Below are 13,393 nucleotides of genomic sequence, written 5' to 3'. Positions count from 1 at the left end.
GTATTGGTGTTTAATCCAGTTTGCCTAATGCACTCTTTAATCTGAGTTTCCAAACCATAAAAATTGCTTCACGCACAATCTTCTTCGACATTTTTGAAGTACCTTGAACTCGGTCAACAAAAGTTATTGGGATTTCAATAATTTTAAATTCCTTTTTCCATGCTTTAAAATTCATCTCTATCTGGAAAGAGTAACCATTCGATTTTATATTATCCAAATTGATTGATTCGAGAACCGATCTTCTAAAACATTTGAATCCGCCGGTACCATCTTTAACCGGCATTCCTGTAATAATTCTTGAGTAAAGATTGGCAAAATAACTTAGCAGCAGTCGCTGAATTGGCCAATTAATAACTCGTACACCATAAATGTATCTGCTCCCAATAACGAGATCGAACTCTTGAATATTCTCTAAAAACCTTTTTAATTCTTTCGGATCATGAGAAAAATCGGCATCCATTTGCATGGCACAATCGTACCCATTGGCCAGCATATATTTGAATCCCGCAACATAAGCAGTACCTAAACCTAATTTAGCTTCCCGTTTAATTAATTTTATTCGTGAGTTATTCTCACTCAATTTCAGAACATAATCGGCAGTTCCGTCGGGTGAATTATCATCCACAATTAGAATATCCAAACCGGGATAAGATTCCAGCAGTTGCGGAACTAGAAGCTGAATATTATGAATTTCATTATAAGTTGGAATAATTACTATACTTTTCATGATTTCTCAATTTTATTCATAATGACCTTTACCAAAGAGTACAACAAAAATTGTTTTGAATAATATTTTAAGATCCATACGCAGACTCATATTTTCAATATAGAATAGATCATAACGCAACTTAACTTTTACATCTTCAACAGTTTCATCATACTTATGTTTTACTTGTGCCCATCCTGTAATTCCCGGTCGAACTTTTAAACGGCGTTTATACAAAGGAATTTCATTCGCTAATTTCTCAACAAAAATTGGCCGTTCGGGGCGCGGACCAACAAAACTCATATCCCCTCTAAATATATTAATTACTTGTGGAATTTCATCGAGTCGCACTTTTCTAATAAATCTACCAACCCGGGTAATTCTCGGATCTCCTTTAGTTGACCATATTGGACCGGTTTTCTTTTCGGCGTCCTGAACCATTGACCTGAATTTATAAATCTTAAACACTTTTCCATTTAGCCCGCTTCTTTCCTGCTTATAAAAAACTGGTCCCTTACTCTCAATTTTTATTGCGATAGCAGTAATTATTGTTGCCGGCGCTGTAATTATTAGGAGGAGGAAAGATAGAACTATATCCATAACTCTTTTAAGCCTTCTTTCCCACTCAGGCATTAACTCAGGCATAACATCAATTAATGGAAAACTATAGAGTTGAGATATTTTAGCTTGACCGCTGAGGATATCGTATAAATCGGGGACAATTTTTATCTCTACACCTTTACCTTCGCATCTGGTAATTACCTCTAAAATTACTTCTTCTTCGTGTCTGCCTAAACAAATAATTACATTTTTAATTTCAAAGTCCAACAAAACTTTTTCAAGGTTATGATAAGTATCCACAACTTTAACATCTTTATATGAAGAATTAAGCTCGGACTCTGCAACCGCTAAATAACTAACAATATCAAGCCCTAGTTCACGATGGCGCAAAATAGATGAATGTACTTCATTAGCTTTTTGGTTGAATCCAATTATGATTGTATTTCTTCTTCCAATTCCTCTAATAAGAAGATTGCGCTGAAAACTTCTTATAAATAATCTTCCGGAACCAACAAGAACCAAAAATATTGCCCAGTAAATAAATATGTAAAACCGCATAGAATTGGAGACACCGGTTGTAACATCATCCCAGATAATAAAAAATACTAGGATGAAAATTCCCACAAATGAAGCTTTTAGGAGAGTTGAGAGTTCGTCAAGACGGGAAAGTGCAAACCATGTTCGGTACATTCCAACAAAAGTGAAGACAATAACCCAATAAAAATAAACAACAATCATTGGAAGGAAAAAATCGGGTTGAGTAATAAGATTAAACCATCCCGACTCTACTCTGAAATAAAAAAAGAGCAGCCATGCTAAATTTACAGTGATAAAATCTGTAGCTAATATTAAAAGTTTTTCTGTACGTTTATTCAAGTAAAATCATCCATAAATTAAGAGGGTTAAAAATATTATTTTTAATTTATCTGCTATCTCTCAGTCGAGTTCCAAATCACACTATGTTTTTTATTTATGAATCTAATAAATCCCTTTAGTACAGCGATATTTGAAACAACAAAAAAATTGGGTAGCGAAAACACTTTAATCCGAATTTTGAGAGTCGAAAATACAAATCCAAGAAATGCAAAACAGTAGAATAATAACTGAGCATAAAATAGAATCTTATAAGTTCCTTGCGATATGAATAGAATTCCATTTAACATAATCAATAAAATTAAAAGGAAAGGTAAAATCCAGCGTGTAATCTTATGAGAAAAAAAAGCATAGCTTAGAAGAATATTTCTATTAAGCAAAAGATTTTTAAAACGAACCAATGTCTGAAAATTTGTAGCGCTGAACCTAACTTTTCTATCGAATTCCGACTTAATATCTTTACCGGTATTTTCAGACGCTATAGCATTTTCGCTGTAATTAAATTTAAAACCTTGCTCAACCACAGAAAGAGAAATATATAAATCATCGGTAACCGCGCGTTCCAAAGGAATGGCGGAAAATAAATTTTTTCGAATCGCGAATATTCCTCCATTTGCAGCAAATGCAATACCCAGCTTGCCTTCAGAAGTTTTTATGTGAGTTTCATATTTCCAGTAACTTGATTCTTCGACACCTTCATCGATCACCTTTTTATCGCTGAGTAGAATTAATTTACCGCAAACTCCACCAACTGTGGGATCACTAAAATCGTTGGTCAGATTTTTTAGTGCATTTTTGTTGAATTGGGTATTTGCGTCGGTAAAAACCAGAATTTCATAACTAGCTTGTTTTATCAATTCATTAAGTATGCCCGCTTTACCTCTTCTTTTATCCGAAATAAATACTTTAAGCCATGGATATTTATTTTGTTGTTCTAATAAAATTGAGTTTGTGGTGTCGGATGAATTATCAGAGCCTATTAACAATTCTACTTTTGATAAATCGTAATTAATTGAGGCAATATTTTCAATTCGTTGAGCAATTGATTTTTCCTCATTATAAGCGGCAATCATGATTGTAACAGATGGTTCGTATTCCGTCAAATTAGGTTTCTTTTTAAATTGCCCTAATAAAAAGATAACAAGGGGATACCCGAAAAAGGAATTAAATATTACAAACAAAATTACCAGTAGTGATATTTCATAAACTGGGGTCATCAATTTTCCAAAAGTTTGTTGTATTGATCTTCAAATCTTTCAGCAATAATATTCCAGTCATAATTCTCACGGATAACTTTACGTGCATTCTCAGTTATCTCATCAAGGGAATAATTATCAATAAATACTTTTTCAATTTTTTGTGCAAATAATTCCGGATCATCGGCAATCAAGATTTCTTTTTCATCTGTTAGTGGTATACCTTCAACACCAATCGAGGTTGAAATAACAGCATTACCGGCAGCGCATAATTCTAATATCTTAACTCTAATCCCACCCCCAATTCTTAGAGGAACTACAGCTAATTGTTTATCATTTATCTCCTGCCAAATATCCTCAACAAATCCTTTTAATACAATATTTTTATTGAAGTCATTTATTCGATTTATCAAGTGATAATTGCCCCCGCCATATAAGTAAAGTTTAGTTTGAGGGAAATTGCTCACCAAGCGCTCAAATACGTTATTAATGAACCAATTTATTCCATTTAAATTTGGGTACCAATCGAGTGAACCAATATGACATAGTGAAAAAGGCTCGGGTTTGCTTTTTTTAATATTAAAAAGATGATTATCAACTCCAAGAGGAATTGTTACCGTATTAACTCCTGGTCCTAATTTTTGAAGTTCGGCCTCATCATTTTTACTGATCATTATATTTAAATTCATTTTTGAGCATAATTTAGGTTCATATCTTAGTAGTTTTTTATACTGGAGATAAGAATATAATTTAATTAATGGATTGGACTGGGATTGAGAAAACCGCTTCATTATCATTAACTCTAAATTTTCTTCTCTAAGAATGACCGGAGCATCACTAAATTTTCTAATTGTATCAACAATCCACCCCATATGAGAATTTGTTATTTGAACTATATCCGGCTTGTTATAAAAAAGGTACTCTTCAAGAAATTTTGTCAATTCTTTTCTTTCATATTTCCACAAATTATATGGACGAGAGGAGAATAAATTAATGATCATACCTTTAATGCTGTTAGGGGTTCTAACATTTAAAATATTAGGATTACAGAATTCTTGGAGTTCTCGGTATTTGTGCAATTTTTCAAATTGCGAATAGGCAACTAAATCAATTTTATGCCCACGTAAAGCCAGATGCTTAATTACCCCAAATATACTTTTCCGGTGACCATCTACAGGTGGATAAGGAATTTTAGGAGAGATAAATAATATTCTCATGATTCTTTTTTATCCTTAAAAACATTGTTAGGATAAACAAACAACTGTCTAAAGAAGAAAAAACCCTTTATAAATAAATTTTTCCGAAATAATATAATTCCTACAGTACAATTAATCACTCCACGTAAAAACAATCCAATAAAATGAATGATTATAACAGATATAAAATTGAACCCCGAAAAATGTTTTTGATAGTACTGAATCTTTCCTATTGTTTGATTTTTGTACTTAAACCAAAGATTCTTGTCTGAAGTAGAACCTCCGTAATGTATGATTTTATATTGAGGTAAAAACAAAATTCGCCCTCCCATATCTTTGAATCTTTTACATAAATCGGTTTCTTCGCTATAAAAAAAGAATCGATCATCAAATCCATTGAGAGAATCAATAATATCTCTGGGGCAAAACATAAATGCCCCTTTAATAACATCAGCTTCTACCGGCTCATAATAATCAAGATGATTTTGATAATACTTATTAAATAATTTGGAATTTGGGAATAACTTGTAAAGGAACATATTTTCTGTAAACCCATTCCATAATGAAGGAAACTCAACAATCGATTCTTGCTTTGATAAGTCAGAATTTAGAAGCTGGCACCCAGCAAATATTGGAGAATTTATTTTTTCGCAGTAGCTAAATACATCATAAAATATATTAGATATTAAACGGGTATCATTATTAAGAAATAAAACATACTTCCCTCTTGCTACTCCCAATCCATCATTATTTGCGGCGGCGAAACCTTTATTATATTCATTAATTACAAAATGAACATTAGGAAATCGAGACTGCCAACTCCGTAAATTAAAATCAACAGTTCCATTATCAACGACAATTGTCTCATATACAATTTTGGAAGTGTACTCTTCGATCGAGCAAAGGCAATCCTCGAGATATTTTTCCCCATTGTAATTAATGATTATAATTGATAGATCTATCATAAAATTTTTAATTATTTGGCGTAAATATAAGTTTAAATCTAATAATAAAGATTAGGCGAGGAGCAAATCTAAAGGGTAAAATAATTATATTCATCTACAACAAAATTAAGTTAATCATGAAAAAGCTATCTATTTTATTTTTAATAATAATCTCAATTTCTGGTTCTACTTTAAGTCAGAGTCTGCCTAAGGGTTACGAAGTTGTTGAGGGAAAAATTGTGGGTATCTGGCCCCATACAAATAAGTTTTACTCTCAACAACAGCTTGAGAGACTTAAAAATTATTTCGGGTTTAATTATCTGCTGGTCGCCGCACCCTATGGTGAAGAAGTATATAAAAATGTTAAAGCCGCCGGATATGATTCTCTGCACATTATGAAACAAATCTATATTCCCGATTACGTAACCCGAAACGAATGGTTCTGGAATAATATAAATTCACTTGGTAAAGTATGGGCATACTATTTTGATGAACCTCTGAGTCGTAACTTTTCTTTTATAACTTTAACTAAAATTCTAATCAATCTTAATGAAAAACAGCTCTACCCAAAATCGGGTTATGTTATAAGTGAATTGGATGAAAAGAAAGCAGCCCGTTTTTTACGGCTTACTTCTTCCATAATGTATAGTGGCTATGGAGATAAAAAAAAATTAGGGACAGATCAAGTTAAAACATGGAATGAGTGGGGGGATTATCTGGGTCCAACATTTTCGATGTTATGGATTGGAGCCCATGAAGACTCTGCCGAGTATTCAACATTACTAAATGCGGCAAAGGATTTGAAATTTGATTCGATTTGGCTTTATCAATATGAACCGTTAGATAAAGACAAAGAAATTGGTGATGATAATATCATCAAATTTTGCGAAGCCGCAGCCAATGCAGGATTCTTGAGAAGAAAGAAATAGTTCTGAAAACGTTTTATAATTTTTTAGTTTTTTAAGCTAAGAACTTAAACCGCGCTAATAGATTTTTAGCCATTTCTTCTCTATTCACCAGTTTGAAGAAAGCAATGATTTCATCTTTTTCAAAAAACTTTAGCCCGATGGTTAATATGAATATTACAATCGCGGATAAGGTTAGATAAACTACGAGAGGCATATCAGAAAGCAACCATAAAATCAGCGCTAACAATCCGCTCCAGAGCAGCATTTTATATCTACCGATTGAAGGCTTTAATCCAAGTTTTGAAAGCACATAAATGATGTAAACAAATCCCACAAAACTTGCTATTAATTTTGCGATTGAAGCCCCGACAAATGAATAATTAGGAACTAGCAATAATATGAATACTAGATTTATAAGGACTTGCACCAACCCAAAAATAAAATTGTAGTGCTGTTTATTGTTAGCAATTAAAACAGAAAGACTGTAGTAAGTAAAGAAAATAAATATCTGACACCAGTAAAGGATTGAAGCAGAAAATGAACTCGAGGCATATTCTCTTCCAAATACCACTCTCACAATCTCAGCTGAACCGAAACTAAATACAGAAGCGATTACGAATGAAATAAAGAATAGAAGCTTGATCACTAAATTGGTAATAAATTCGGTGCTCTCTTCGTCAGCCATTTTTTTAACAAGTATAGGAAAAACCGAAGTTACTATTGCGCCGGGAATAATATTAAGCGGCATGGTAAGCCTAACTCCGGCCGAGTAAATTCCAACATCATAATTACCCTTTAATGAACTTAGTATTACAATATCTATTTGTTGAAAGATATTTGATAAGATTACAAATCCAAATAGTGGGAGCGATTCTTTGATTATCCAGCTAAAGTTTTCGTAAGCAACTATGTATTTATAGTTGAATTTTTTATATAAATAATAAAATGAAAGAATAAAACCGGGAAGATTTGAAACTGTGTATGCAATAATAAAATACAAAATCTTATTCTGAACAAATGGGATAAACAATATCAAAACGAACAGTACAATATTATCCAATACCGAAAGAACCATTGGATAATGCATTTTAAAATTTACTTTGAATGGAGTAGCGAGTATCTCTCTAATCACCATCATTTTGGCAGAGAGGATTATCGTAAAGAATAGGACATTTACAAATATTATTTCGGTAGAATTAAACGCAAGGATGAGTGCCACGAAATTATAAACAATCAGCAGTAACAAATAAATTGAAAACCTTAGAGTGATAGCGCTATTAAGTAAATTATAGTTTTCTTTATTCTTTGAAAACTCTCTAAAAACAATCGGCTCAATTCCGAAATCTACCAGCTTGGAGAGTATTGATACAATGGCAAGTACGCTGCTAAAAACACCAAAATTTTCAACTCCTAAAAAACGGGCAGCAAGAATTATCGCGGCAACATTAGTTAAAAATGAAGCTGCCTGTCCAAATGAGAGTGAGAAAACATTTTTGGTTAGCTTTTCGATGACTAGCTCATTGATTAATTAAATAGTCTATAACAATTCAATTAAATATAATGTGAAATGTTCTTTTTGTAATAACTAAATGTTTCCTGGATGCCATCAATCAGAGTGTACTTAGGGTTCCAATTAGCGATTGCTGATAATTTGGAGATATCAACAGAGATATCGCCAGTTTCTACCTTTTCATAATTTTCAGGCCATGGAATAAATTCAATATTCCCATTCCCAACAATTTTTACAACATCATGAACCATATCAGAAAATTTGGATGAGACTCCGGAACCAACATTTATAACTTCGCCTGCCGCTTGTTCCGAGGCCGCCGAACGAATCATTGCTTCTACTATGTCATTAACATAAACATAATCTCGCAGCTGTTGTCCGTCACCATAAATTTTTATAGTATTTCCCTCCATTGCCTGGCGGATAAACCAACCAACCAATGAATATTTACTATGTTTTATTTGCTGCTTTGGTCCATAAGGGTTTGTTAACCTTAACACTGTTGTAGGAATTCCGAAATCCTTAAAATACATAAGCAGATACTTCTCAGAAGTAAGTTTATGTATTCCATACAAACTAAGTGGATTGGTCTCTGAATTTTCTGTAACAATCGGCTGATTAACTTTGCCATATACCATTCTTGAACTTGAAAAAACAACTCTTACTTTAGGATTAAGTTTGCGGCAGTTTTCAAGAATCTTCAATGTAGTTTGTGCGTTTAGATCCAGGTCTTCAAAAGGGATACTTAAACTATCAATATAACTTACCTGTGCGGCAAGATGAAAAATCAAATCTGCCTTCTGAATCAACGGCGCCATTATATCTTCGTTTCTAATATCCTCAATTAGAACATTAACCTTATCTTTAATCGATTCAACATTGAATTTATTTCCGCCATACAAGGGGTGAAGATTATCTATCAGTGTTATCGTTGCGCCACTATTTACAAGTCTCTCAGCAATACTGCTTCCCAAAAATCCCAATCCGCCTGTTATGAGTACATTTTTATTTTTGTAGTATTCAATCATCCTTTTTCCAAAATAAGATTGTTAATTTACTTCTGATTCAAATAACTCTTTATAATTTTGAACCATATGTTTTAAAGTGAATATCGACTGCATCTTCCGGTTATTTTCTAAAATTGAAGCCGGGTTATTTTTTAGATATACTAATTTTTCCAAATATTCTTCTACACTATCTAATTCATATAGTTGACGAGAATCATTATTCACTATATCAACATTTCCACCGACTTTTGTAACAAGCATAGGAATTTCTGCAAATAGAGTTTCAACGAGACTTATTGAAACTCCCTCATAACGGGATGATAAAGTAAAGAGATCAAATCCTCTCATAAATTGGTGAGAATTTTTTAATTCACCAACCAAAAACACTTCATTATTGAGGTTATACTTATTAATTAGTTTTGTGTAATTATCCCTGTCGGGACCTTCGCCTATAATCACCATTTTTGCATTAGGTACTTTTTGTTTTATTCGATCGAATATAGAAATCAAAAACTCATAATTTTTTTGATATGTTAATCTTCCTGTTGAGCCAATTAAAAATGAATCTGTCAAATCGATACCACACTTATCCGAAAAGTATTTTCTTACTTTTGATCTATCAAGAAAAGTTAGACTTTCCTGATCAATTCCATTATAAATTATTGGTGCATTTTTAATCATACCAGCATTTTGAACTTCTTCCAAATTTAAGCGGCATTCAAAAATTATTTTATTTACAGTCTTTAGCATCGTTCGGTAATATATTGATGCGAGAAATTTAATGATTCTATTAGGATTATAGTTTCGGTCAATAAAGGAGAGTCCGTGAAAAGTAAAAAATGATTTTGGTTTATTTTTTAGGAAAAAAGAAGCAAGTCCACCTATCAGAGTATTAGAGCTGTTAAGATGAAGCACATTATATCTTTTTAACTTAATTAAATGACGCAGTTCCCAAACAAAATATAGGGCGTTTAATAAATTAAAATCCCTTTTTAATGATTCGAAATAATAATAATTGATTTTGATTTTTTTTAACTCCTCAAACAAGAAATCGCCATCACCGGCAACAACTTCAACATCATAACCTAATTCCTTAAAAGCTTTTGCCAAATTTAGAACAAAAACCTGGGCACCGCCTATATCCGATTTAGTTATAACAAATAGTATTCGCATTTTATAAGAGGATATTCTTTTCAGTTAAATTCATTAAATATTTCTACAATTTTTTTTGTTGTTTGATTTATTTGAAACTTTTCAGACTGAACCAGAGCTCTTTTTTTCATCTCGGAATAATACTTTGAATCACTTTCCAATCTTAATATTTCATTTGCAAAACCGGAATAATTATCCGGGTCCAAACATATTCCACCATCCCCCACCACTTCAGGAAGAGCAGATCTATTTGAGGATAAAACAGGTACTCCACACTGCATTGCCTCTAATGGCGGTATTCCAAATCCTTCATAAAATGAAGGAAATAAAAACGCAAAAGCTGATTGGTAAATATAAGTTAAAATATCATCCGGCATATATTGAAAATACTTAATATCATTATTCCGTTTTTTTATTTCAGGAATTATCTTATCAGAATTGTATCCAGGTTTGCCAATCAAAACCAATTTTAAATTACTCCCCTTTTTCTTTAATTCATCAATTATTCTGAGAATTCCTAAAATGTTTTTTCTGCTTTCAATTACTCCAACATATAATATATATTTTTCGGGAATACAATATTCTGCTTTTAGCTTATCACTGATCAGCTCATTTCTTTCAGCTTGGGGTTTGAATTTTGGAGAAGCAGTGTTGTATACAATTCTAATTTTCCCTTCCGGCACATGGAAGTATCGCATAATATCTTCTTTAGCACTTGTGGAAACAGTAATAACTCTATCTGATTTTTTTAATGATACAGGCAATAAGGTAGATAAGTACATTCTATAGAAGAAAGGATAATATTCCTTGAATACTTTAAATATTGCGTCGTGAACAACAGAGACCGTTTTAATATTACCAATATTAACTAGTGGAATTAATACATTCGGTGAAAACAACAAATCAATCTTTTGTTCTTTAAGTTTTATTGGGAGAGAGTAATTTATCCAGAAGGGAGAGTATAATTTCAAAGGTATTTTGGGTTCATTCGATTTAATGATCTTATAAAATTTTTTATCAAAATCATGATCAGCATTGCTATATAAAACATATTCATTTTTCTTATCATGATTCGGAAGTTCGTGCAATATATTGAGAAGATACCGACCGGTTCCGGTAATCGCACGATCTAAAACTCTCCCATCTATTCCAATTTTCATTTTACAGTTTTCTTTAATTCAAAAATATCAGTTTTACCAAATTTATTATTATAAAAATCAGAAAAGGCCCTGATCAATACTTTTTTGTATTCTCTATTATCAAAATTGTACACTAAATACTTTACTAAAAACGCAGTCGCAAGATAACTCAATGAAAAAATAGATAACCACCCCAAGTTCTTTTTAGCAAAATAAAGGCGATTTCTAACACTGTAGTAAAGAGGCAGTAATTTATTATCTCTAGATGTAGTAGAAGTGACCTTATGATAAATAGTGCTCGACGCGGCATAGTATATTTTATAACCGGCATTAATAATTCTAAATGAATAATCTGTATCCTCTAAATACAAAAAATAGCCAGTATCAAGCATACCCACATTTTTAATAACTTCAGATTTTATCAGCATACAGCAACCCGACGCAAAAGTGCAATAAAAGTCTCGATTTAACTCACTTTCATTTTTATTAAATCCATAAGTGAAACCGGATGCTCTAATTTTACTTATTTTTCCTCCCGCGCTCCAAATCGTATCTTTTCTATCATAATACTTTATCATAGGAGTTACCACACCGATACTATTCTCCTCTGCTTTGCTAACCATTATATTCAAAAAATCTGGTTGAACAACTGTATCATTATTGAGCAGTAGGATATATTCACTTTTGCTCTTTAAGGCGCACTCAATACCTAAATTATTTCCACCCGAAAAACCTAAATTTTCGGCAGATTTAATAAAAGTAACATTACTAAACTCATAATTTTGGAATTGGAGTAAATCATCCCCGACAGAAGCATTGTCAACAACGATAATTTCATAATTACTATAATTGATCTGGTTAAGTGAATTAATACACTCAACAGTATCTTTCCAGCCATTATAATTTACCAGTATTATTGAAACTCTTGGGGACACAAGTTAACCCATTTAATTATTCTTACTAAAATAATCGAACTAGTAATACTAGCCTCAGGTCTTGCTAGTACTTCGGGATTTTTCATCAATAGATATATAATATGAAAGTGCAACAATAAGTGATGTATTAAATATAAAATGTAAAAGACCAATTACATTTACGAAAAATGATATAACGAGAATAAAAATAAAGATAGAATAAATTGAGAGCATGAATACTGATGGCTCTTTTCTTAATTTGTAATAGATAGTAGATACACCAAATCCTATAACTGCCGGGATTACACTTAATCCATAAATTCCGAAGTCACGGAAAAAATCCCAGAACATTGAATAAGTGTTGTAACTGCTATTTAAAAACGGGAAATTATTTAATGACACATAATCAGTAACAGGTTTCTTTAGACCGGAAAGTGAGAGTAAAAAATTAAAGGTATAATAACCGAAAGTATGATCCTCTAATCTGTTTACCGCCCTCACAAAATTTTCCAGATTCATTACAACATACATATATGGCTCAGTGAATATGGCATACTTAAAACTAAATTTCATTTGGGCAAGATTGTAAAGATAACTTAGCGCAAAGTCACTCATTCTCAAATATTGGACAGAATACATCAATCCAACAATTATTAAGAACACAATTCCAGCATTTCTTGGGCGAAGACTGTTGCTCGAATAATATAGAAATACAATTGAGGATATTATTGCAAACATCAGATTGAATCGCTGTAGAATAAATAAATATGTGATAAAGGTTGAAACTATAATTCCAATAACAAGCAATTTCTTTATTGCTTTCCGATCTGCCAAAGCCACATATTGAGTTCCAAATAATATGAGTGCAGTTGCCGCATGTATTGTCAATCCAATTCCAAAAACTCCCCAATACGCTCGTGATTGGCCCGGATTCGCGTGAAATATCGGAAGAAATCCCTCTATTAAATAATTCCCCATAAATGAAATTACATACACAGCAAATAATACTATTATAACACTAAATAACTTTTTGTGGTCAACAACTCTTTCACCAAAAAGTTTTCGGATATTATTTATAGGCGTAACTCTTTTATTGTAATTAATCACAAAAACAACAAACACACCGATATAAAATGATAAGATTCCGATAAACAGCATAATCCAACCTAGTTCATTCCAATTATGTTGGTGCCGGCTCAGTTTAAGTTCAGTGAGTCCTATGGCCATTGCCCAGATTATCCCAAAAACTTTTGCGGGAGAAAATAGATCGGACTTTTTGATCATAGT

Annotated in this window: 13 protein-coding genes; 2 read left to right on the top strand and 11 right to left on the bottom strand. The window is 32.2% G+C overall.

Annotated elements, in window-relative coordinates; translation table 11 throughout:
* Window positions 1–10: 10 nt before the first annotated feature.
* From KF816_05095 to KF816_05075, 5 genes are read right to left on the bottom strand one after another with little or no spacing between them, the layout of a single operon-like run.
* Window positions 11–727 (bottom strand): polyprenol monophosphomannose synthase, encoded by a 717-nt coding sequence (locus KF816_05095; protein ID MBX3007390.1) that lies wholly within the window; start codon window positions 725–727, stop codon window positions 11–13.
* Between the two features lie 12 nt (window positions 728–739).
* Window positions 740–2,143, bottom strand: coding sequence for a sugar transferase (locus KF816_05090; protein ID MBX3007389.1), 1,404 nt, complete (start codon window positions 2,141–2,143; stop codon window positions 740–742).
* 53 nt (window positions 2,144–2,196) lie between these two features.
* Entirely contained in the window at window positions 2,197–3,357 is a 1,161-nt protein-coding gene (locus KF816_05085; GenBank protein ID MBX3007388.1) for a glycosyltransferase, read from the bottom strand.
* Complete coding sequence (locus tag KF816_05080; protein MBX3007387.1) at window positions 3,357–4,553, bottom strand: glycosyltransferase; 1,197 nt, start codon at window positions 4,551–4,553, stop codon at window positions 3,357–3,359. The genes KF816_05085 and KF816_05080 overlap by 1 nt, the downstream gene beginning before the upstream one ends.
* Window positions 4,550–5,497, bottom strand: a complete 948-nt coding sequence (locus KF816_05075) for a glycosyltransferase family 2 protein (protein ID MBX3007386.1) — start codon at window positions 5,495–5,497, stop codon at window positions 4,550–4,552. Before KF816_05075 ends, KF816_05080 begins: the two co-directional genes overlap by 4 nt.
* Before the next feature lie 116 nt (window positions 5,498–5,613).
* Here KF816_05075 and KF816_05070 point away from each other — a divergent pair, with 116 nt between their 5' ends.
* Complete coding sequence (locus tag KF816_05070; GenBank protein MBX3007385.1) at window positions 5,614–6,405, top strand: hypothetical protein; 792 nt, start codon at window positions 5,614–5,616, stop codon at window positions 6,403–6,405.
* A 31-nt stretch (window positions 6,406–6,436) separates the two neighbouring features.
* Here the strand turns inward: KF816_05070 and KF816_05065 are convergent, their stop codons facing one another.
* The gene (locus KF816_05065; protein ID MBX3007384.1) at window positions 6,437–7,522 is read right to left on the bottom strand and encodes an oligosaccharide flippase family protein; all 1,086 of its coding nucleotides are present in this window, start codon (window positions 7,520–7,522) and stop codon (window positions 6,437–6,439) included.
* Window positions 7,523–7,754: 232 nt separating this feature from the next.
* Here KF816_05065 and KF816_05060 point away from each other — a divergent pair, with 232 nt between their 5' ends.
* Window positions 7,755–7,916, top strand: a complete 162-nt coding sequence (locus KF816_05060; protein MBX3007383.1) for a hypothetical protein — start codon at window positions 7,755–7,757, stop codon at window positions 7,914–7,916.
* A 19-nt stretch (window positions 7,917–7,935) separates the two neighbouring features.
* Here the strand turns inward: KF816_05060 and KF816_05055 are convergent, their stop codons facing one another.
* Genes KF816_05055 through KF816_05035 form a run of 5 tightly spaced genes read right to left on the bottom strand, consistent with a single transcriptional unit; the run spans window position 7,936 to window position 13,390 of the window.
* Window positions 7,936–8,922 carry an NAD-dependent epimerase/dehydratase family protein gene (locus tag KF816_05055; GenBank protein MBX3007382.1) on the bottom strand — a complete coding sequence of 329 codons (987 nt, stop codon included), beginning with the start codon at window positions 8,920–8,922 and terminating at the stop codon, window positions 7,936–7,938.
* Window positions 8,923–8,943: 21 nt separating this feature from the next.
* Window positions 8,944–10,074 carry a glycosyltransferase gene (locus KF816_05050; GenBank protein ID MBX3007381.1) on the bottom strand — a complete coding sequence of 377 codons (1,131 nt, stop codon included), beginning with the start codon at window positions 10,072–10,074 and terminating at the stop codon, window positions 8,944–8,946.
* Window positions 10,075–10,094: 20 nt separating this feature from the next.
* A complete protein-coding gene (locus KF816_05045; GenBank protein MBX3007380.1) occupies window positions 10,095–11,213 on the bottom strand; it encodes a glycosyltransferase family 4 protein in 1,119 nt (372 codons plus the stop codon).
* The gene (locus KF816_05040) at window positions 11,210–12,127 is read right to left on the bottom strand and encodes a glycosyltransferase family 2 protein (protein ID MBX3007379.1); all 918 of its coding nucleotides are present in this window, start codon (window positions 12,125–12,127) and stop codon (window positions 11,210–11,212) included. The genes KF816_05045 and KF816_05040 overlap by 4 nt, the downstream gene beginning before the upstream one ends.
* Window positions 12,128–12,181: 54 nt before the next feature.
* Window positions 12,182–13,390 (bottom strand): oligosaccharide repeat unit polymerase, encoded by a 1,209-nt coding sequence (locus KF816_05035; protein ID MBX3007378.1) that lies wholly within the window; start codon window positions 13,388–13,390, stop codon window positions 12,182–12,184.
* Between the last annotated feature and the right edge of the window lie 3 nt (window positions 13,391–13,393).

It is taken from the genome of Melioribacteraceae bacterium, from assembly GCA_019638015.1.
In the GTDB taxonomy this organism is placed as follows: Bacteria; Bacteroidota; Ignavibacteria; order Ignavibacteriales; family Melioribacteraceae; genus JAHBUP01.
The sequence above is the reverse complement of the archived record's forward strand: the minus strand, read 5'-3'. Positions and strand labels throughout refer to the sequence as shown.